Genomic DNA, 18,700 nt, shown 5'->3' with positions numbered 1-18,700 from the left:
GGCTTACAGTAGACCGTTATCACCTAAGAAGCTGGTCACTGACTGATATACTTTTTCCGCATTATCTGAACGTTCAGCAAATACTTTCCATTGACTTTTAGCGATGGCACGGAATTTTTTACGCTCAACAGCAGACCAGTCATGAATAGTGATATCTGGATTTGCCTGTGCGATTTTGACTGCCGCCTGGTCTGCAATTTTCAGCTGGGTGGTCATATCGTAAGAAAAATTACGCACTGATACGGTTAATATTTCCTGCAGATCTATGGGTAATTTATCCCATTTTTTCTGGCTAACGGAGATGTCTATTAAGGGTAAAGAGTGGAATCCCGGCTGTACCGGATGCGGAGCAATATCATTTAAGCCATTGGTTTGATTGGTTGAGAAGACCGTATAATCCGCTGCATCAATAACCCCTTTGCTAAGGCCGGTGAAGACTTCAGAGCCCGGTAGATTAACTGGCGATGCACCAGCGGCAGCAAATACCAGCTGCACTAATCCTTCTGGTGCGCGGAGTTTTAAGCCTTTTAAATCATCGACACCATTAAGGGGCACTTTAGAGACAAAAGATTCTACACCCGTTGTTGAAGCGCCGACAAAGTGCACGCCATAAGGGGTGTATAACTCAGTCATTAACTCATTACCACCGCCGTAGTTCATATATTGTAAGAGCTGTGTTGTATCTGACCATGCCCCCACCATATTACCAATTAAACCAAAAGCCGGATCCTGGCCCGAGAAATAACCTGTCGCGGTTATATGACCATCTAATATACCCATTTTAATTGCGCCCAGGGTTTCAGTATGTTTAACAATACTGCCTACGGGTAATAATTTAATATCGATACGCCCACCGGACATTACCCCAACACGTTCAGCCCATTGCTGTTGAACTTGGTAGTTTTTATCACCAGAAGGATCTGAGGATTGCATTTTAAATACAAAATCTGCAGCCAGTGCAGAGGTTGAAAGGGTACTTGCAATAACAGCAGATAATATTTTCTTGTGAAGCTTTTTCATATTTAGATTCCTTGTTTTAATGAGCGTATATTTAAATTATAAATACGTAGTCACAAATAGGTTACCGGTAACTGATGCGAATGTTACCGGTAACTTACGGGTAAGTCTGCGTGTTGAGTCACAATTTGATAAGCAGTTAAGTTTTGCCTTGCTTTTGGAAAGACAGTCTATTTTAAAGCGGTTTTCGCCTACTTTATTATTTGACCTAGGAAAATTTATATCTATTTGAATTTATAAAATTAATTTTTTTATTTTGTGCATTTCTTATTAAATATTAAATATTATCTTATATTTTCTCTTTTTAATGCTTTTTATTATTATGCCATGCTTCACAACCTATCAAGTTACGGCTAATATGTTACCCGTAACTTAGTAGGCTTAGCGGTAAGTTTTCTGAAAAATAGGATGGTGGTGAAAATGGATAAACAACTGAAAGGCAGAGTATTTATTGTGATGGGGGTGGCAGGAAGCGGTAAATCATCACTAGGCGAAGCCCTCGGTAAAGCATTAAATATCAAATTTATTGATGGTGATGATCTCCATCCTAAAGCAAATATTCTAAAAATGGCTGCTGGCCAGCACTTAAATGATAATGACCGCATACCTTGGCTTGAGCGCATTCGAGATGCCGTATTTAGTATCGAAAAAAACAATGAAAATGCCATTATTGTCTGTTCGGCTTTAAAGCGGCAATATCGTGATTTAATTTGTGAAGGTAATCATCAAGTTACCTTTTTATTATTGTATGGAGAGTTTGAATTAGTCTTAAAACGTATGCTCGCCCGCAAAAATCATTTTATGCCCACTGCATTGCTGAAAAGCCAGTTTGATGCATTAGAGCTGCCTCAAGAAGATGAAAAAAATATTATTAAAATAGATATTGATGGCAGCTTTGAAGAGGTCGTAGAGCGCTGTATTATTGCCATTAAAACCATTCAATAGGTTCGTATAGAGAGATTAATTAAGCAAAGATCGTGTATGAATAAGGTTATTGAACAAGCTACAAAAAACATTAAATTGCGCAGTGAATATTTATTGTGTAACCGGAAACAAGCCGAGCAGGGCTATCTCGCTTGTGTTAATTTAGCCCATACTGTTGTGTTCTGCGGGGCCGGGAAAAAATCAACGATGTTTGATTTTATCTACGTTAATGTGGGTATCATTAGCGCATATAATGATATATTAAGTGCTCACCAGCCCTATCAAAACTACCCTAATCAAATCAAAACGGCGTTAAAAACCGACTGTCATCGTGCCTGCTGTCATTCATATTACGTCGGAATCTTTATATGACGGTTCGTTAAGTCAACGGCAGGAGAGTGATCTTCTTTGTTTAGATGCCAATAACGGCAGTCTTTGTGTTAAAACAGATATTAGTCACCGCGCATTGTTTCATCCTAACTTAGCTCATGATCATGTGGCGCAGATCGAGAGCCTTTCTCAAGCGGACTATTTTTAATTAATAAGGAGTTAACATGAATTGGACTATTTCACCTGCAGAGGTCTTTGCTCACTCCCCGATTGTGTCAGTGATAGTAATCAAGAAGGATTTAATATGAATTGGACTCTTTCACCTGGAGAGGTCTTTGCTCACTCGCCTGTCGTACCAGTTATGGTGATTAATAATATTGAAGATGCGCTGCCAATGGCCAGGGCGCTAGCGGCAGGAGGAATTAATATTTTTGAAGTGACCTTAAGAACAAAGGTTGCTTTAGAGGCGATTAAAGCTATTGCGACAGCGATGCCCGAGGCCATGATCGGTGCCGGGACTATTATCAATGCACAACAATATGACGCTGCCGTTGCCGCCGGTGCAAAATTTATTATCTCTCCCGGATACAGCCAGCGCTTATTAGAGCATGCCAAAACGGGATATGCACCTTTGATTCCAGGCGTTGCAACGCCTTCGGAAATCATTACTGCCTTAGAGCTCGGTTATGATCATCTGAAGTTTTTCCCGGCAGAGGCGAATGGTGGCGCTGCTGCATTAAAAGCAATTGCAGGGCCCCTACCTCAGGTGCGTTTTTGCCCAACGGGTGGAATAAGCCTGAACAACGTGGCTGATTACATGGCCTTAAATTGTGTGGCAACTGTCGGTGGTTCCTGGATGCTCCCTAATGACGCTATTGCACAGGGTCATTGGGATAAAGTGACTAAGCTTGCCGGGCAGGCAGTGTCTTTGATGGCAAACTTAAAGGCTTAATTGATCAACAGTGCAGTGCTATTAAGATTATTTATGTTACAACAGGGCAGATATCATTGATTGATGCCTGTCTTGATAACAAAAATCAGATACTTTCACCCAGTTGGATTTTAAAACCCAGATCGATAACTTTATGTTTAATCGCTTGACCATTTAATCGGGCAATAAGCTGCTCTGCCGTTACTTGGCCAATTTTTTCGCGGGGAGTGATCACCGTTGCTAATTTAGGCACCATAGATTGGCCAACATTATGGCCATGAAAGCCGGCAACGGCAATCTGATCGGGGATTTTAATGCCGCAACGCTGTGCTTCAAAAATAGCCCCAACCGCGAGATCATCATTGGTACAAAATAAACCATCTGTTTGTGGATGCTCAGCCATTGCCCGGGTTAATAATTCAGCGCCTAAGGTAAAGGAAGAAGGCGCTTCAGTCATCACACTTTTAGCGACTAAACCGTGCTCCTGCATCGCTTTTTCATAACCCTGTTGTCGAAACTGGGTACGTGCATCTAAACGAGCCCCCAGATAAACAATATTTTTATAACCTCGACCAATCATGGCTGAAACCATCTGATAACCGGCTTCGAGATTATCAACACCCACAGCCTGTTCAATAGCTGGTGATGCGGCATCCATCATTTCAATAACGGGAATACCCGCCGTTTTGATCATTTTTAAAGTGCGGGCCGTATGGTAACTGTCAGAAAGAATTAAACCATCAATATGATAGGATAGCAGGAAGCTAATTCGTTCTTCTTCAAGCTCAGCGCTATAGCCGTAATGAGCCAACATGGTCTGGTATCCTGCGGCTTTGGTCACTTTTTCAATACCGCGGATAACCTCAGAGAATACCTGATTGGTTAAAGAGGGAACAAGGATGCCTATCGCATGGCTTTTAGCATGAGAGAGCAGATCCGGTGCCCGGTTGGGAATGTAACCCAATTCTTCTAATGCGACTGCAATTTTAGCCTGTATTGCAGAAGAGACCAGAGACGGGTCGCGAAGGTATCGACTGACGGTCATTTTGGTCACGCCAACAATATTGGCAACATCCTGCAGGGTGGGTCTTTTTTTCTTGCTCATAATATTATCCATTAAATGTTACCTGTAACATAACAACAATTAATATTGTATTCCACTTTTCTTACATTTATCTTAAGCATAAACGGGAAAATAATAACTTTTAATAGAACAACAGCTTGGCCTGAAATTTCCATTGTGACCCAAAGAGGCGCTTTATCAGAGTCGATTAATTGTTATAAAAAATTGGTCTTACCTTTTGTCTGTTTGATAATTAAATGACCTATGCGCCGTCAGCACTAATGGATATTTTTTGATTTTTGTCAATATTCACTAGACGTCTGCTAAAATAATTGTTAATTTAGATGGCTAAAAGTTAAATGGTAATACCAATTAACTTGCTGGCAAAGTTTCTGTTTATTAAGGACATTATGACTTACGCAAAAATCAAACAACCCAAACTTGCGGATGTGATTGAAAATCGTCTTGAAAGCATGATTCTAGATGGCTCTTTGGAGCTCGGTGAAAAATTACCTTCGGAACGTGAACTGGCTAAACAGTTTGATGTCTCTCGCCCTTCACTGCGTGAAGCGATGCAGCGCTTAGAGTCAAAAGGGTTACTTAACCGTCGTCAAGGCGGCGGGACCTATGTTAAAGAAGAATTACGTCAGCGTTTAACTGATCCCTTATTTGAACTGTTAAATACCCATCCTGAATCTCAATATGACTTACTTGAGTTTCGTTATGCACTGGAAGGCGTTTCTGCGTATTACGCAGCCCTGCGTGGTACTTCTGCTGATTTTGAAAAAATCAAAAATAGTTTTGCAGCGATTGAAAAATCCCGTCAAACACGCGATCTAGAAAAAGAGGTTCAGCATGTTGCACAGTTTTATCTGTCTGTAATAGAGGCTTCTCACAACGTGGTTTTTTTACATTTAGCGCGTGGAATTCAACCTCTGCTGGAAAAAAATATCGCCGATAATGTACAGCAACTTTATGGTTATCCTGAAGTGGCTGATAAAATTCATCAGCATCGTCTGCAGCTGCTTGACGCGATTCTATCCAAGCAACCCGCAAGTGCACAACAAGCATCAGCACAGCATTTAAGTTATATTGAAGAAACACGTCTTGTGATGTTACGTGAAGAGAGTTTATTTAAACGCGCATTAGGGCGTTTTTAACTTGCTAAAAAAACAGCTCAATCAAGTAACTATTTATATTACTTATTGCCGAGACGGCATTATCCAAAACGTGTTTTAAAACAGGTAATGGTTAATCTAAATAGTTATACATCAAACGCTTAACCTTAGGGTTGAGATTTTCTAGTGATAAGAAGGAAAGTGTCATGACTGACATCCTAAATGATATTGATGCACAAGAAACGTCAGAATGGCTTGATGCCCTGACAACAATTCTTGAAGATGAAGGGACTGAGCGTGCCCAGTTCATCATTAAAAAAGTAACCGAACAAGCCCGTAAAGAGGGGGTTAAGTTACCCACGGATATTAATACAAATTATATTAATACTATTCCGCTTGCACAGCAGCCGGACTATCCTGGTGATATCAAAATAGAACGTCGCATTCGTTCTATTATCCGCTGGAATGCGATCATGATCGTGATGCGTGCTTCTAAAAAAGAGTTGGACTTAGGGGGGCACATGGCCTCTTACCAGTCTGCAGCAGCATTCTACGAAGTCTGTTTTAACCATTTCTTTCGTGCAGCGAATGAAACCGATGGCGGTGATTTAGTTTATTACCAGGGGCATATCTCTCCCGGTATCTATGCGCGTGCATTTCTTGAAGGTCGTTTAAGCGCTGACCAACTTGATCATTTCCGCCAGGAAGTTGATGGCAAAGGGTTACCGTCCTATCCACATCCGAAACTATTACCTGAATTTTGGCAGTTCCCTACCGTTTCGATGGGACTTGGTCCAATTGCTGCTATTTATCAGGCACGTTTCCTAAAATATCTTGATGGTCGTGGTTTAAAACAAACGGCTAATCAGCGTGTTTATGCTTTTCTGGGTGACGGTGAGATGGATGAGCCAGAATCGCGTGGTTCTTTATCATTTGCATCGCGTGAAAAACTCGATAACTTGTGTTTCTTAATTAACTGTAATTTACAGCGTTTAGATGGCCCGGTAATGGGTAACGGCAGCATTATTCAAGAACTTGAAGGCCTATTTCATGGTGCTGGCTGGAATGTTGTTAAAGTTATCTGGGGTGGCAACTGGGATTCTCTGCTTGCACAGGATTCATCGGGTAAACTGCTGCAATTAATGGAAGAGACCGTTGATGGTGATTACCAAACCTTTAAATCAAAAGATGGTGCTTACGTTCGTGAACATTTCTTTGGTAAATATCCTGAAACAGCCGCACTAGTTGCAACTTGGACAGATGAAGAAATCTTTGCATTGAAGCGCGGTGGTCATGATTCATCTAAACTCTATGCCGCCTTTAAAAATGCTCAGGAGACGCAGGGCAAACCAACGGTTATCTTAGCTAAAACAGTTAAAGGTTACGGTATGGGTGCAGCGGCTGAGGGCAAAAACATTGCTCACGGCGTGAAGAAAATGAACGAAACACATATTCAAACCTTACGTGATCGTTTAGGCCTGCAGGACCTGTTAAGTGATGAGAATGCGTCAACACTACCTTACTTAACACTGGAAGAAGGCTCGGAAGAATACAAATATTTACACGGTCATCGTGAAGCACTATTAGGTTATACTCCTAAACGTTCTACTAAGTTTTCTGGAAAACTTGAGGTACCGTCGCTTGAGAAATTCGCACCGCTGTTACAAGAGCAAAAACGTGAAATCTCAACCACCATGGCTTATGTGCGTATTTTAAACCTTTTATTAAAAGACAAAAGTATCGGTAAAAATATTGTCCCGATCATTGCCGATGAAGGCCGTACTTTTGGTATGGAAGGTTTATTCCGTCAAGTCGGTATCTACAATCCGGATGGCCAGGAATACACCCCGGAAGATCGCGGAGTTGTTTCTTACTACAAAGAAACAAAATCGGGTCAGGTACTCCAAGAAGGTATCAATGAATTAGGTTCAATGTCTTCTTGGGTGGCAGCTGCCACGTCTTATAGCACCAATGATTTACCGATGATTCCATTCTACATCTACTACTCTATGTTTGGTTTTCAGCGTGTTGGTGATATGGCATGGATGGCGGGTGACCAACAGGCTCGTGGTTTCCTAATCGGTGCGACCGCTGGTCGTACAACGCTAAATGGCGAAGGCTTACAGCATGAAGATGGTCACAGTCACATTCAGGCTAATACTATCCCTAACTGTATCTCTTATGACCCGACTTTTGTGTACGAACTGGCCGTTATTATTCAAGATGGTATTGAGCGTATGTACGGTGAGAAGCAGGAGAATGTTTTCTACTACTTAACGGTGATGAATGAAAACTACGCCATGCCGGCAATGCCTGAAGGCGCTGAAGAAGGTATTCGTAAAGGTATCTATAAACTTCAATCGCACACGGGTAGTAATAAAGTACAGTTATTAAGTTCAGGTACGATCATGAATGAAGTACGCAGAGCGGCTGTCATTCTAAGTGAAGAATATGACGTAGCCTCTGATATTTTCTCGGTGACTTCATTTAATGAATTAACCCGTGAAGGTCAGGATGCAGAGCGATACAATATGCTTAACCCGGAAGCTGAGCAAAAAGTCGCTTACATTACCCAAATATTAGGTGATGAGCCAACGATTGCGGCAACGGATTACATGAAAAACTATGCTGAGCAAGTACGTGCCTTTGTTCCAAGTGATTCCTATAAAGTGCTTGGTACCGATGGTTTCGGTCGCAGTGACAGTCGTGAAAATTTACGTCGTCACTTTGAAGTGAATGCAGGTTATGTTGTTGTTGCGGCATTAGCTGAGCTTGCCAAACGTGGTGATATCGAACGTTCAGTCGTCACCCAAGCCATTGCTAAATTTGCTATCGATGTAAACAAAACCAACCCATTATTTGCGTAAATTAAATGCGCTGTTATTAAACAATAACAGCGTCTTTTATTGATTAGGAAAATTATTATGTCTGAATTAAAAGAATTTTTACTGCCTGATATTGGTGCCGATGCGGCTGATATTACTGATATTTTAGTATCTGTTGGTGACACTATCGCCGTGGAGCAAGATGTATTAACCATTGAAGGTGACAAAGCCTCGATGGATGTACCCTCATCGGTTGCCGGTGTGGTTAAAGAAATTAAAGTGAAAGTAGGTGACAGTGTTTCTGAAGGTAACCTAGTACTGATGGTTGAAGTTGAAGTTGCTGATGCTGATGCGCCTGCTGCCGATGCACCTGCTGCTGAGGCACCTGCTTCACCTGTGGAAGAAGCGAGCCCTGCGGTTGAAGCGCCTGCTGCTGCAACGACTCAATTAAAAGAAATATCTGTTCCCGATATCGGTGGTGACGAAGTTGAAGTGACGGCAATCCTTGTTTCTGTTGGAGATAGCATAGCGGAAGAGCAAGATATCCTAACGGTTGAAGGCGATAAAGCGTCAATGGATGTCCCTGCACCCTTTGCGGGTGTAGTTAAAGAAATTAAAGCCGCTGTGGGTGATAAAGTTTCTGAAGGTTCATTAATTTTAGTGGTTGAAGTACAAGGTGCTGCTCCTGCTCCTGCTCCCGCTGCTGCTGAACCGGCTCCTACTCCTGCTGAACCCGCTCCTGCAGCCGCTGCGCCTGTTGCTGCCGCTGCTGAAGCACCAAAAGCTGCTGCTCAACTTAGCCCCTCACAGGTTTCTGTTGCCGGCTCAATTAAAGCTTCTCCTTCGGTGCGCCGTACTGCGCGTGAGTTTAATTTGGATCTTTCGGTTATTCCAGCAACGGGTATTAAAGGTCGTACGACCAAAGAAGACGTACAGACTTATGTTAAAGCACAGCTATTGCTGGCTAAATCTGGCGGCGGTGGTGGCTTGCAAGTGCTTGCTTCTCCAAAAGTTGATTTCGCTAAATTTGGCGAAGTGGAAGTTAAGCCACTTTCACGTATCCAAAAAATATCAGGTCCGACTCTACACCGTAACTGGGTAACTATCCCGCATGTTACACAATTTGATGAAGTCGATATCACTGAACTTGAAGCGTTCCGTAAAGAACAAAATGCGATTGCAGTTAAGCGCGACTTAGGTCTGAAAATCAGTCCGTTAGTCTTTATGATGAAAGCAGTGGCTAAAGCACTGCAACAATATCCTGATTTTAACTCTTCATTATCAGCCGATGGTGAAAGTTTAATCCTGAAAAAATACATCAATATCGGTATTGCGGTCGATACACCAAACGGTCTGGTTGTCCCCGTAGTAAAAGATGTCATAAACAAAGGGATCTATGATCTGTCGCGTGAACTCGGAGAAATTTCGAAAAAAGCGCGTGCCGGTAAATTAACCACCAGAGATATGCAGGGTGGCAGTATGACTATCTCCAGTCTTGGTGGTATTGGCGGTACACAGTTTACCCCTATCGTAAATGCGCCTGAAGTTGCTATTTTAGGTGTTTCTAAATCGGCAATGAAACCATTATGGAACGGTAAAGAGTTTGAGCCTCGTCTGATGGTTCCACTTGCACTTTCCTATGATCACCGTGTCATCGATGGTGCAGAGGGTGCTCGCTTCATCACTGCGATTAATAATTACTTGTCTGACTTACGGACATTAATCTTATAATTATGTTAACAGGTTGGCATTTGTCGACCTTTTATTTTGCATTTATTTGACAATAAAATAGACTCGCAAAACTTCAATCGTTTTTCTGGCGTAACGGCTAAAATATAGAGGTCAAAATGAGTAAAGAAATTAAAGCACAAGTTGTAATATTAGGTTCAGGTCCTGCAGGATATTCAGCCGCCTTTCGCGCCGCTGATTTGGGATTAGAAACAGTTATAATAGAAAAATACAGCACATTGGGTGGCGTTTGTTTGAATGTTGGTTGTATCCCATCTAAAGCACTGTTGCATGTATCAAAAGTGATAGAAGAAGCCAAAGCACTTTCTGAACATGGTGTTTTATTTGGTGAGCCGTCAACGGATATCGATAAAATCCGAATCTGGAAAGATAAAGTGGTTACGCAACTTACCGGTGGCCTGCAAGGCATGGCTAAAATGCGTAAAGTGACAGTAGTGAATGGCTTTGGTAAATTCACTGGCGCCAATACCATTGAGGTCCAGGGTGACGATGAAAACACCACTATTACTTTTGATAATGCCATTATTGCAGCGGGGTCTCGTCCGATTAAATTACCTTTCGTACCGCATGATGATCCGCGTGTATGGGATTCAACCGATGCACTAGAGCTGCGCTCAGTGCCAAAACGCCTGCTTGTGTTAGGCGGTGGTATCATCGGTCTGGAAATGGGAACTGTGTATAAATCACTAGGCTCTGAGGTTGATGTGGTTGAGTTTGCAGATCAGTTAGTACCCGCTGCCGATATTGATATCGTTCAGGTTTACACTAAAAAAGTGAAGAGCAAATTCAATATTATGCTGTCCACTAAAGTGACTGGCGTTGAAGCCAAAGAAGATGCGCTTTATGTCTCTTTTGAAGGCAAGAATGCACCTAGCGAAGCAAAACCTTATGATGCTGTACTGGTTGCTGTTGGTCGTGTACCAAACGGTCTTTCTTTGGATGCTGAAAAAGCCGGTATTACTGTTACCGAACGCGGCTTTATTGAAGTTGATAAGCAGCTGCGCACTAACGTGCCGCACATCCATGCGATTGGTGATGTCGTTGGTCAGCCAATGCTTGCCCATAAAGGGACGCATGAAGGACATGTTGCAGCAGAAGTGATTGCCGGTAAAAAACATTACTTTGATCCTAAAACAATCCCTTCAGTTGCTTACACTGAACCAGAAATGGGTTGGGTTGGTCTGACTGAAAAAGAAGCCAAAGAGCAGGGCATTAACTATGAGAAATCTGTTTTCCCATGGGCGGCTTCCGGTCGTGCAATAGCATCTGATTGTACTGCGGGTATGACTAAGCTTATCTTTGATAAAGATACGCATCGTGTTATCGGTGGTGCAGTTGTGGGCACTAATGGCGGCGAACTGTTAGGCGAAATTGGTCTGGCGATTGAGATGGGTTGTGATGCTGAAGATATGGCTTTAACTATCCATGCACATCCTACACTTAATGAGTCAGTTGGCCTTGCTGCTGAAATTTATGAAGGTTCAATTACAGATTTACCAAATGCAAAAGCGGTAAAAAAATAAATAATTGATTGTTTGAATTGATATCAGAAAGGCGCTTTTTTAAGCGCCTTTTTTTATGGCTATAATTCGGCTGTCGGCTGTTGGATATCAGCTATCAGCTTTCTGCATCTAGCTTCGAGCTTCGAGCTTCGAGTTTTCGAACTTCTAGCCTTTCTACTTTTCCCTCTAGCCTTCCAGCTTTCAGCCTTGCAAATCTTTCCCCCGCTCATGAACCTAGACTGTTGTTTAATTTACTCCATGTTTTCATTTGCTAAAATTATCGTTCGAATTAGAAAAACGTAACGAAAATTGCCTACTCGCATTAGTTTTGTTTCTTTATCAAAGGTTGGGGTATCCCATTTTTTCTTAAATTTTTATAGGTATTACCCTGCAGGTTATATTTATATTTAGATAAATTTTACTTGTAAGTCAATAGGTTAGGATCTATTTTGGAAGTGGAATCGGTGCCATGTTAACACCTATTTCAAGTTAAAAACCCACTAAAAAACTACTTAAAACATTGATTTATTGAGGTTAAATGGATATTGTTATGATGTATTTAATGTGAGATAGGTATCACGGCTTTTCGTGCATAGTGATGCTTATAAAGCTGTTAGGTATCCATAATTTTCCATGCTGTAGTATAGTGTTCCATAAATTTATACTTTGGATTTTTCCCTCAATGCGATCAGTTCTTAGTCTTGTTTTTGTTATTTCACTATCTGCTTGTTCAACTAAACCTAGTCATGTTGGTACTCCTCAGGAGAATAAAAATGGTGATGGGTTTAGTATTCAAGAAGTTCCAAAAGGTTTTGTAATAGTTGGCCATTACAGTGAATACCAATTCGTTCGAAGCAGTAGTGATGGCTTTGTTGGTTGTACTAATTTAATTAATACAGCGGCAAAAAATACTCACTAAAATAGGGGAAGGGTGTTTATTTACCTAAATCAGAAGAAGTGACAATAGTGGATCATGGCCGTGACATCATCTCGGCAACAATGAATGTAAACTGCCAATATGAATATCATTTTGAAGTTGAAAGTGTTGCCTCGAATATAAAAAACTAAATCAATTGTCTGAACTTTATAAGCAAGGTCTACTTACTGAATCTGAATTTAGTCATGCCAAATCCAAACTATTTAGTCTATAAAATACCCAGGTAGGCACTTAAATGCAACAAAAACAGTTGGTTATGTTTCTTCCTCAACATTGCAACCAACTATTTTCGTCCGCTTAGTGCGGCGTTGAGGTTGTAGAATAATTATTTTTTGAAATTTAAGGCGTATTTGGGAGTTGCAAATACATTACCTAAGCACTTTAAATAGTTTAGGCCGTGTTATAGGAGCTCGTTTTTTAATGGGATTTAGCTGAAAGAGTGATTCTACAGCCTCGTTAGGCATTATTTATACTGGAGTAATAATGGAAAATTCAGGCATTCCTTTTCAAACAGTAGACTGGAAAAATATTCCTAGAACTGAGCATAAGGGAGAAACGGGTATTGCATATTGGCAAACTATGCAATTCAATGGTTTGCGAGTCAGATATGTAGAATATTCAAAAAATTACAAAGCTGATCATTGGTGTAAAAAAGGGCACATAGTATATTGCCTTGAAGGTGAAGTGATAAATGAACTTCAAAATGGAACTAAATCAATTTTACGTAAAGGCATGTCGTATATTGTTTCTGACGATTTAAGTTCTCATCGTTCGGTAACTGAAAATGGTGTCCACTTGTTAATAATTGATGGCGATTTTTTAAAGTAACATACCTGAAAAATAAGGATAGGTGTCGCGCAGTCGATATCTTATCTGGTTGTTGAACAAGCCCGTGACTACTTATTTATAGTTAATTGTGGGATCTGTATTGGGCGGTGTTTCGCCTTGTTGCTTTTTTAAAGGCGAGTGAGGTTAGAATTTGGCTGAGAGAGTAATTCTACAGCCTCGTTATACAAATATTGGAGTATGTAATTAGTGGATAAAAATATAGATAAAGCTGTTTCTTTGATTCACACAGTAAAAAAATGGATGTCGTTTATTGTTCTTATTTTGATGACAATAATTGTCGCTATCTCGATAGTAGAGCTTGGTATAGTGCTTTATGTAGATTTATTTGATCCGACAGATGGTGTGCTTTTTCTTGAAATAGATGAATTGTTTAGAATATTTGGCTTCTTTTTTATTATTCTTATTGGATTCGAGCTTGTAGAGACAGTAGAGATGTATTTCAAAGATAATGTCATACATGCTGAGGTTGTTTTATTAGTAGCAGTTATAGCTGTTTCTCGGAAGGTGATTTTATTAGATCTAGAAAAATATGATCCCTTAGCAATAGTAGGCTTAGGCATTATTATTATCGCTTTAGGAGCTTGTTATTGGTTTATCAAGTTGAGTTATAGAGGTAAAGATAAATAACAATACCTGAGTAATGGAGAACAGCTATACCTTTTTTATTGAGCTTCTAGTTTTGAGCTTCCAGCCCGTGGCCCGCAACTCTTTGCTCGCAGCTCTTTGCTCATAGTCTCGCAGCGCATATCAACCACTATTATTAGGATAAATAAGATGAAATTTAAAGGGATTTTGTTTGATTTAGACGGCACGCTTATTGACTCTCTGGCTGTCGTGGAGCGTGCATGGCGGAGCTGTGCTAAGCGTAATGCCTTAGATGCGGAACATGTGATGCAGGTGATCCACGGGCGTCCGGCTCGCGAATCGGAAAAAGGTTGGACATCCACTTAAATACATTAGAATTCCAAACCAATGCGGTTACGAAAATTTCCGACCGTTTTTCTTGAAAAATCAATTCCTTTAGCAAGTGGAAACATGGAGCGATTTGAGCGTCAGTTCAGGATTATGAGCGGGCTAAGCTCTGCGTGCCCTTGTTGTTTCCACTAGGCTTGGCTCTGCACATGGATGTGCTGTCCAAGCCGGTGCGTTAAAAAGGAATTTATTTACCAAGATAAAAAACGTCTAGGTGAATTGAGCGGCAGCTCAGGCTTATGAGCGGGACAGGCTCTGCCGTCCCTGTATACGGCATTCTTTTGGTTACTTTTATTTTGCTGTTGAAAGATCATGACTCCCTCGAACTGCGAAACTGCGTTTCGGTTTCTCATCGTCTACACGCCGTTAGCGCGGAATACCAACAATGAAAGTGACACCAAGCGCTCACAAGCGAAGGCTTACAAATAACTGATGCGTCGTTGGGAGTAACACGCTGTCAGGGCGGAATACCAACAATAAAAGTTACACCAAAAGCTCATAGCGAAGGCTTACAAATAACCGATGCGTCGTTGGGATTAACACGCAAAGCGTGGAAAAAAGTAACACGCCGTCAAGGGCGGAATACCAACAATGAAAGTGACACCAAAAGCTCAGAAGCGAAGGCTTACAAACAATCCGTAGGGACTGTGTAACATTATTTAGACTTACCATCGAATATTAGAAAGGGCGGTAAACCAATATTGTTTGCTGAATATTCTGCAAAAAAATTGATGCAAAGACAGTTCTTTTGTAGATGCATGTCTCGTCCTGAATGTGTAAGCTTATTTTAGGACGAGACTGGCCGTTTAATTAAAGGGTAAATGCCAAATTAGCTGAAGCACCAAACTGATTATTTCCTGCATAAGATCCCGCTATATCTAAACTCACAACGTCGAATGGACTGATGCCAATACCTGCTGTGATTGAGTTATCAAGCGTATCTTGCAAATCTATCTCATATCCTGCACGTAACTGAGCCCAGTCCCATGCATTGCCTTCTATCCCAAAGCGTACAAATTGGGTATTATCATTTTGATTTTGGAAGCGAGTCTGTTTAGTGAGATCCCCATCAATGGCGGCTGTAAAATACTCAGAAGCATAGGCAAGACCAAGAGTGACTTGTGTGTCTAACTTATAAGTATCCTTTAACCCGTTTCCTCTTGCTTCAATACTTTGGGATAGCAGATCTTTAACAGCTAAACCTGCACGAAAATTATCTTTATACCACATCGCACCTAAATCAAGATTGAATGCATTTTTTGTGATTTCACTTTCATTGTAATTAGATATATCAAAATCAGAGACAGTGACCCGTTGTGCATAGGTGGCCATTTTTTGGTATTTAGGGGTTATACCGAAAGAAAATTGTTCTTCTGAAATGATAAATTCTTTAGCTAAAGATAAACCTACTTCAACATAATCAAACGCTAGCATATAGACAGTCGAGTTTGTATAACGATCTACAATATCGAGATCTGTTGCTATATCGGTAGTCGCAATGATTTCAGCATAACCGCGAGCAAATAAGTTAGAGGAAACGGCTTTCGCTGGTAATGCGATGGCAAGCCCAATACCTGCCGTAACCGCAAAAGGTTGATTACCGTCCAGTTGATTGAGGTATCCATCTATCTTATTAAGCTCTGCTGTTGAAGTCGAACCTGAATTTTCATATTTTTCAATAGACGTTTGTAAATCATCAATAGTCGTTAAACTATCACTTGTATCACGGGCAGAAACGCTAATTGCGGGAATCAGAATAGCAAAGTCGTCGTTAGCTTTGAAATCAGCCCCAAGTGCTGGATTATAAAATGGTGCCGTCAAATAACCAGCAGATGCAACACCTGTATTGCCCATCGCATTGCCTGTTGCATCAGCAACTTGGTTGGCTGCACTGACATTTGATGCCAACAAGATACTGCTAATGCTTAATGCTAGTATTGATACTTTATTCATATTGAAAAATTCCTTTTTAGTTTTGTTGAGATGCAAATAACAAGTGCATAACTTTAATCGGTAGAAAAAATGGTCAGCTGGATATATGCTAATCGCTTTTTTCTCCGGTAAGAGATGCAACAATGAAAATATATAAATAACTGACCTATAAACAACGATGCCAGATTTATGTACTAAATAGAACAGATTGGAGTCAAAATAAAATATCAAAATAACTTAATGTGAATGGCATTCGAGTCAGGTCTTCAATTTTGACTGTTAATGACTTTGAGCTGGTTTGGGGTTGGTGTTTGTTATTTGAATCAGGAATTTAAGAGTCATCTTCTGCTTTTTAAAGCAAACCTCTGTGGCTAGGTGTTTCCCGTCCATTTTTATGGAAATGAACGACTGCCTTAACAAGAGGAAAAAGAAGGCATTACTTAGCGTCATTTGCTGTACCCTTTTGAAAATAAGTATTTATTTTTTCAGCATAATGTAGGATCATATTTTAATGTCTATTAATTGATCTTTGAGCTTACAGCCCGTAGCTCTTTGCTCGCAGCCTCGGAGCGCATATCAACCACTATTATTAGGATAAATAAGATGAAATTTAAAGGGGTTTTATTTGATTTAGACGGTACGCTTATTGACTCTTTGGCTGTCGTGGAGCGTGCATGGCGGAGCTGGGCTAAACGTAATGCCTTAGATGCTGAACATGTGATGCAGGTGATCCACGGGCGTCCCGCTCGCGAATCGGTAATGGAACTGCTTAACGGTGCGGATGCGCTTAAAATAGAGCAGGAATTTTCCTGGCTGGAGCGTTATGAAGCTGAGGACATCAAAGGCGTGCATGCATTACCTGGCGCCATTGCGCTGTTAAATCAACTCAATACATTGCAGATACCCTGGGCAATTGTAACCTCTGGCACCCTGCCCGTGGCAAGTGCCCGTATCAAAGCGACCGGGTTACCAGCACCTAAAGTATTAATAACGCCTGAACAGGTAAAAAAGGTAAACCGGATCCCGAACCGTTTTTACTGGGAGCGGAAAAAATCGGTCTCGCTGCCCGGGACTGTCTAGTCTTTGAAGATGCCCCCGCAGGCGTAAAAGCGGGATATTCGGCAAACTGTACCGTGATTGCTTTGCTGATGCATTTTAAGCCTGAGCAATTACCTGGCGCACAGCACTATATTAATTCCTTAGAGGATCTGCGGATTATGGAAGATAAGGGCGAATTTATATTAAATTTGACTTGTTAAAATAGCTGACTCTGAGAGGGTATACTAATATTGATAGAGCCATTAAAAGAGCGAGTAGACCGCGATAAATAGAGCGATGATTAAAGATAATATGCCTTAGTTCCGTAAGGTTAGCTCACCGCCTAGACTCCGATTATTGGGGCTTTTAGGGTAAAGTATTACTTGTTATTTTAACATTATTGATAGCGGACGCTATTTTGTATTATTAAGCTATTCTGCTTATTCTGAGGGATTGATATGTTTGAAAGTTTTGGTGTCATTAATATCTGGACTTATATTGCCGGTCTTATTTTTATTATTCTTGCTCCCGGACCTAATTCACTTTATGTGTTGAAAACCGGAGCAAGTTACGGCATAGCGACTGGCTATCGCGCTGTGGCAGGGGTGTTGTTAGGGGATGCAATTCTGATTTTATTGTCTTATCTTGGTGTCGCCTCGTTGGTTCAAGCGTCTCCTATTTTGTTTACTGCAATGCGTTATTTAGGTGCGGCTTACCTTTTGTATCTTGGTGTTAGTTTAATCTACAGTAACTGGGTAGCCCCAAAAGTTAAAACATCTTCCCCAAAAATAAAGACAGAAAAAGTTTTCCGTAAATCGCTTAGCTTGAGCTTAACCAATCCTAAAGCCTTGCTTTTTTATGTGTCATTTTTCATTCAATTCGTTGATTACAGTTATCACAGCACTTGGATTTCATATTCAATTTTGGCAACAATCTTAGAGGTTTTTAGTTTAATCTATCTTAGTGTGTTAATTGTGTTGGGCAGTGCGATGACCCAGTATTTTCATCGAAATAAGTCCTTAGCTAAACTGGGAAACAGCCTATTAGGAGTGTTTTTTATGGGCTTTGCGGCAAGATTGTCTATCCTAAATTAGTATTGCCATTTTTATGAGCAGGGGCTGGCAAGTTCAGTATTGATAACTCAGCTAAAAACAAGATCGCAGTGGCCTGCATTAAAACAGAATTTAGGTGTATGGTTTTATTTTAAGCAAATCAGAGGAGTTTGATTATGAAAAATAATGTTGGTGGTATTGATCGTGCCCTGCGTATTATTGTTGGACTTGTTGTTATTGCTGCGGGGGTTTATTTTCAAAACTGGTGGGGCGCGGTGGGGTTAATTCCACTGTTTACCGGCAGCATGCGCTGGTGCCCGGCTTATTTACCTTTTGGCATATCGAGCTGTGCTAGTGGCAAAAGCGAGAAGTGAATATTGTTAGTCAAATTACTTGGGGATGCCAAATCAGCATTCTCAGGTAGTTTAGGTCTAGTCAGTCAGTCATTTATTACCCATAAT

Annotated in this window: 19 protein-coding genes; 16 read left to right on the top strand and 3 right to left on the bottom strand. The window is 40.9% G+C overall.

What is annotated here, in order from left to right; genetic code table 11:
• Positions 1-3: 3 nt before the first annotated feature.
• Positions 4-1,020, bottom strand: coding sequence for a TRAP transporter substrate-binding protein (locus PING_RS15115; RefSeq protein ID WP_011771189.1), 1,017 nt, complete (start codon positions 1,018-1,020; stop codon positions 4-6).
• A gap of 417 nt (positions 1,021-1,437) precedes the next feature.
• Between PING_RS15115 and PING_RS15110 the strand changes: the two genes are divergently transcribed.
• The 3 genes from PING_RS15110 to PING_RS15100 all read left to right on the top strand — a co-directional run bounded on the left by PING_RS15110 (position 1,438) and on the right by PING_RS15100 (position 3,223).
• Positions 1,438-1,962 (top strand): gluconokinase, encoded by a 525-nt coding sequence (locus PING_RS15110; RefSeq protein WP_011771188.1) that lies wholly within the window; start codon positions 1,438-1,440, stop codon positions 1,960-1,962.
• 36 nt (positions 1,963-1,998) lie between these two features.
• Entirely contained in the window at positions 1,999-2,313 is a 315-nt protein-coding gene (locus tag PING_RS15105) for a hypothetical protein (protein ID WP_011771187.1), read from the top strand.
• A 262-nt stretch (positions 2,314-2,575) separates the two neighbouring features.
• A complete protein-coding gene (locus PING_RS15100; RefSeq protein ID WP_011771186.1) occupies positions 2,576-3,223 on the top strand; it encodes a bifunctional 4-hydroxy-2-oxoglutarate aldolase/2-dehydro-3-deoxy-phosphogluconate aldolase in 648 nt (215 codons plus the stop codon).
• A gap of 85 nt (positions 3,224-3,308) precedes the next feature.
• On the opposite strand, the gene gntR is transcribed toward PING_RS15100, so the two are convergent.
• Complete coding sequence (gene gntR, locus PING_RS15095) at positions 3,309-4,307, bottom strand: gluconate operon transcriptional repressor GntR (protein WP_041767370.1); 999 nt, start codon at positions 4,305-4,307, stop codon at positions 3,309-3,311.
• A gap of 368 nt (positions 4,308-4,675) precedes the next feature.
• On the opposite strand from gntR, the gene pdhR reads away from it, so the two are divergent.
• The 9 genes from pdhR (at position 4,676) to PING_RS20710 (ending at position 14,196) form a co-directional block, all read left to right on the top strand.
• The gene (gene pdhR / locus PING_RS15090; protein ID WP_011771184.1) at positions 4,676-5,425 is read left to right on the top strand and encodes a pyruvate dehydrogenase complex transcriptional repressor PdhR; all 750 of its coding nucleotides are present in this window, start codon (positions 4,676-4,678) and stop codon (positions 5,423-5,425) included.
• A 164-nt stretch (positions 5,426-5,589) separates the two neighbouring features.
• Positions 5,590-8,250: a pyruvate dehydrogenase (acetyl-transferring), homodimeric type gene (gene aceE / locus PING_RS15085; RefSeq protein WP_011771183.1), complete on the top strand. Its 2,661-nt coding sequence runs from the start codon at positions 5,590-5,592 to the stop codon at positions 8,248-8,250.
• Positions 8,251-8,307: 57 nt separating this feature from the next.
• Positions 8,308-9,939 (top strand): dihydrolipoyllysine-residue acetyltransferase, encoded by a 1,632-nt coding sequence (aceF, locus tag PING_RS15080; protein WP_011771182.1) that lies wholly within the window; start codon positions 8,308-8,310, stop codon positions 9,937-9,939.
• 116 nt (positions 9,940-10,055) lie between these two features.
• Positions 10,056-11,480, top strand: coding sequence for a dihydrolipoyl dehydrogenase (gene lpdA / locus PING_RS15075; protein ID WP_011771181.1), 1,425 nt, complete (start codon positions 10,056-10,058; stop codon positions 11,478-11,480).
• A 661-nt stretch (positions 11,481-12,141) separates the two neighbouring features.
• Positions 12,142-12,378, top strand: a complete 237-nt coding sequence (locus tag PING_RS15070) for a hypothetical protein (protein WP_041766557.1) — start codon at positions 12,142-12,144, stop codon at positions 12,376-12,378.
• A 154-nt stretch (positions 12,379-12,532) separates the two neighbouring features.
• Entirely contained in the window at positions 12,533-12,610 is a 78-nt protein-coding gene (locus tag PING_RS21915; RefSeq protein ID WP_157035466.1) for a hypothetical protein, read from the top strand.
• Between the two features lie 269 nt (positions 12,611-12,879).
• Positions 12,880-13,224, top strand: a complete 345-nt coding sequence (locus PING_RS15065; protein WP_011771179.1) for a DHCW motif cupin fold protein — start codon at positions 12,880-12,882, stop codon at positions 13,222-13,224.
• A gap of 207 nt (positions 13,225-13,431) precedes the next feature.
• Entirely contained in the window at positions 13,432-13,872 is a 441-nt protein-coding gene (locus PING_RS15060) for a phosphate-starvation-inducible PsiE family protein (protein ID WP_011771178.1), read from the top strand.
• A gap of 147 nt (positions 13,873-14,019) precedes the next feature.
• The gene (locus PING_RS20710) at positions 14,020-14,196 is read left to right on the top strand and encodes an HAD family hydrolase (protein ID WP_011771177.1); all 177 of its coding nucleotides are present in this window, start codon (positions 14,020-14,022) and stop codon (positions 14,194-14,196) included.
• 831 nt (positions 14,197-15,027) lie between these two features.
• On the opposite strand, the gene PING_RS15050 is transcribed toward PING_RS20710, so the two are convergent.
• Complete coding sequence (locus PING_RS15050; protein ID WP_011771176.1) at positions 15,028-16,170, bottom strand: conjugal transfer protein TraF; 1,143 nt, start codon at positions 16,168-16,170, stop codon at positions 15,028-15,030.
• A gap of 582 nt (positions 16,171-16,752) precedes the next feature.
• Between PING_RS15050 and PING_RS15045 the strand changes: the two genes are divergently transcribed.
• From PING_RS15045 to PING_RS15035, 4 genes are all read left to right on the top strand, one after another.
• A complete protein-coding gene (locus PING_RS15045) occupies positions 16,753-17,229 on the top strand; it encodes an HAD family hydrolase (RefSeq protein WP_198134708.1) in 477 nt (158 codons plus the stop codon).
• Positions 17,187-17,408: an HAD family hydrolase gene (locus tag PING_RS21910; protein WP_198134817.1), complete on the top strand. Its 222-nt coding sequence runs from the start codon at positions 17,187-17,189 to the stop codon at positions 17,406-17,408. Before PING_RS15045 ends, PING_RS21910 begins: the two co-directional genes overlap by 43 nt.
• 237 nt (positions 17,409-17,645) lie before the next feature.
• Entirely contained in the window at positions 17,646-18,281 is a 636-nt protein-coding gene (gene leuE / locus PING_RS15040) for a leucine efflux protein LeuE (protein ID WP_011771175.1), read from the top strand.
• Between the two features lie 134 nt (positions 18,282-18,415).
• Positions 18,416-18,613, top strand: coding sequence for a YgaP family membrane protein (locus PING_RS15035; protein WP_041766555.1), 198 nt, complete (start codon positions 18,416-18,418; stop codon positions 18,611-18,613).
• The last annotated feature ends 87 nt before the right edge of the window (positions 18,614-18,700 follow it).

The sequence above is a fragment of the Psychromonas ingrahamii 37 genome (assembly GCF_000015285.1).
Classification (GTDB): Bacteria; Pseudomonadota; Gammaproteobacteria; order Enterobacterales; family Psychromonadaceae; genus Psychromonas; species Psychromonas ingrahamii.
This window is presented reverse-complemented; position numbering and strand designations above follow the sequence as displayed.

Excerpts from the sequence above, each read along its gene's own strand:
- PING_RS20710 (WP_011771177.1), top strand. The coding sequence starts at position 14,020 with ATGAAATTTAAAGGGATTTTGTTTGATTTAGACGGCACGCTTATTGAC.
- PING_RS15070 (WP_041766557.1), top strand. The coding sequence starts at position 12,142 with ATGCGATCAGTTCTTAGTCTTGTTTTTGTTATTTCACTATCTGCTTGT.
- aceE (WP_011771183.1), top strand. The coding sequence starts at position 5,590 with ATGACTGACATCCTAAATGATATTGATGCACAAGAAACGTCAGAATGG.
- PING_RS15105 (WP_011771187.1), top strand. The coding sequence starts at position 1,999 with ATGAATAAGGTTATTGAACAAGCTACAAAAAACATTAAATTGCGCAGT.
- PING_RS15050 (WP_011771176.1), bottom strand. The coding sequence starts at position 16,170 with ATGAATAAAGTATCAATACTAGCATTAAGCATTAGCAGTATCTTGTTG.
- aceF (WP_011771182.1), top strand. The coding sequence starts at position 8,308 with ATGTCTGAATTAAAAGAATTTTTACTGCCTGATATTGGTGCCGATGCG.
- PING_RS15045 (WP_198134708.1), top strand. The coding sequence starts at position 16,753 with ATGAAATTTAAAGGGGTTTTATTTGATTTAGACGGTACGCTTATTGAC.
- PING_RS15065 (WP_011771179.1), top strand. The coding sequence starts at position 12,880 with ATGGAAAATTCAGGCATTCCTTTTCAAACAGTAGACTGGAAAAATATT.
- PING_RS15100 (WP_011771186.1), top strand. The coding sequence starts at position 2,576 with ATGAATTGGACTCTTTCACCTGGAGAGGTCTTTGCTCACTCGCCTGTC.
- lpdA (WP_011771181.1), top strand. The coding sequence starts at position 10,056 with ATGAGTAAAGAAATTAAAGCACAAGTTGTAATATTAGGTTCAGGTCCT.
- PING_RS15035 (WP_041766555.1), top strand. The coding sequence starts at position 18,416 with ATGAAAAATAATGTTGGTGGTATTGATCGTGCCCTGCGTATTATTGTT.
- leuE (WP_011771175.1), top strand. The coding sequence starts at position 17,646 with ATGTTTGAAAGTTTTGGTGTCATTAATATCTGGACTTATATTGCCGGT.
- PING_RS15115 (WP_011771189.1), bottom strand. The coding sequence starts at position 1,020 with ATGAAAAAGCTTCACAAGAAAATATTATCTGCTGTTATTGCAAGTACC.
- pdhR (WP_011771184.1), top strand. The coding sequence starts at position 4,676 with ATGACTTACGCAAAAATCAAACAACCCAAACTTGCGGATGTGATTGAA.
- PING_RS15110 (WP_011771188.1), top strand. The coding sequence starts at position 1,438 with ATGGATAAACAACTGAAAGGCAGAGTATTTATTGTGATGGGGGTGGCA.
- gntR (WP_041767370.1), bottom strand. The coding sequence starts at position 4,307 with ATGAGCAAGAAAAAAAGACCCACCCTGCAGGATGTTGCCAATATTGTT.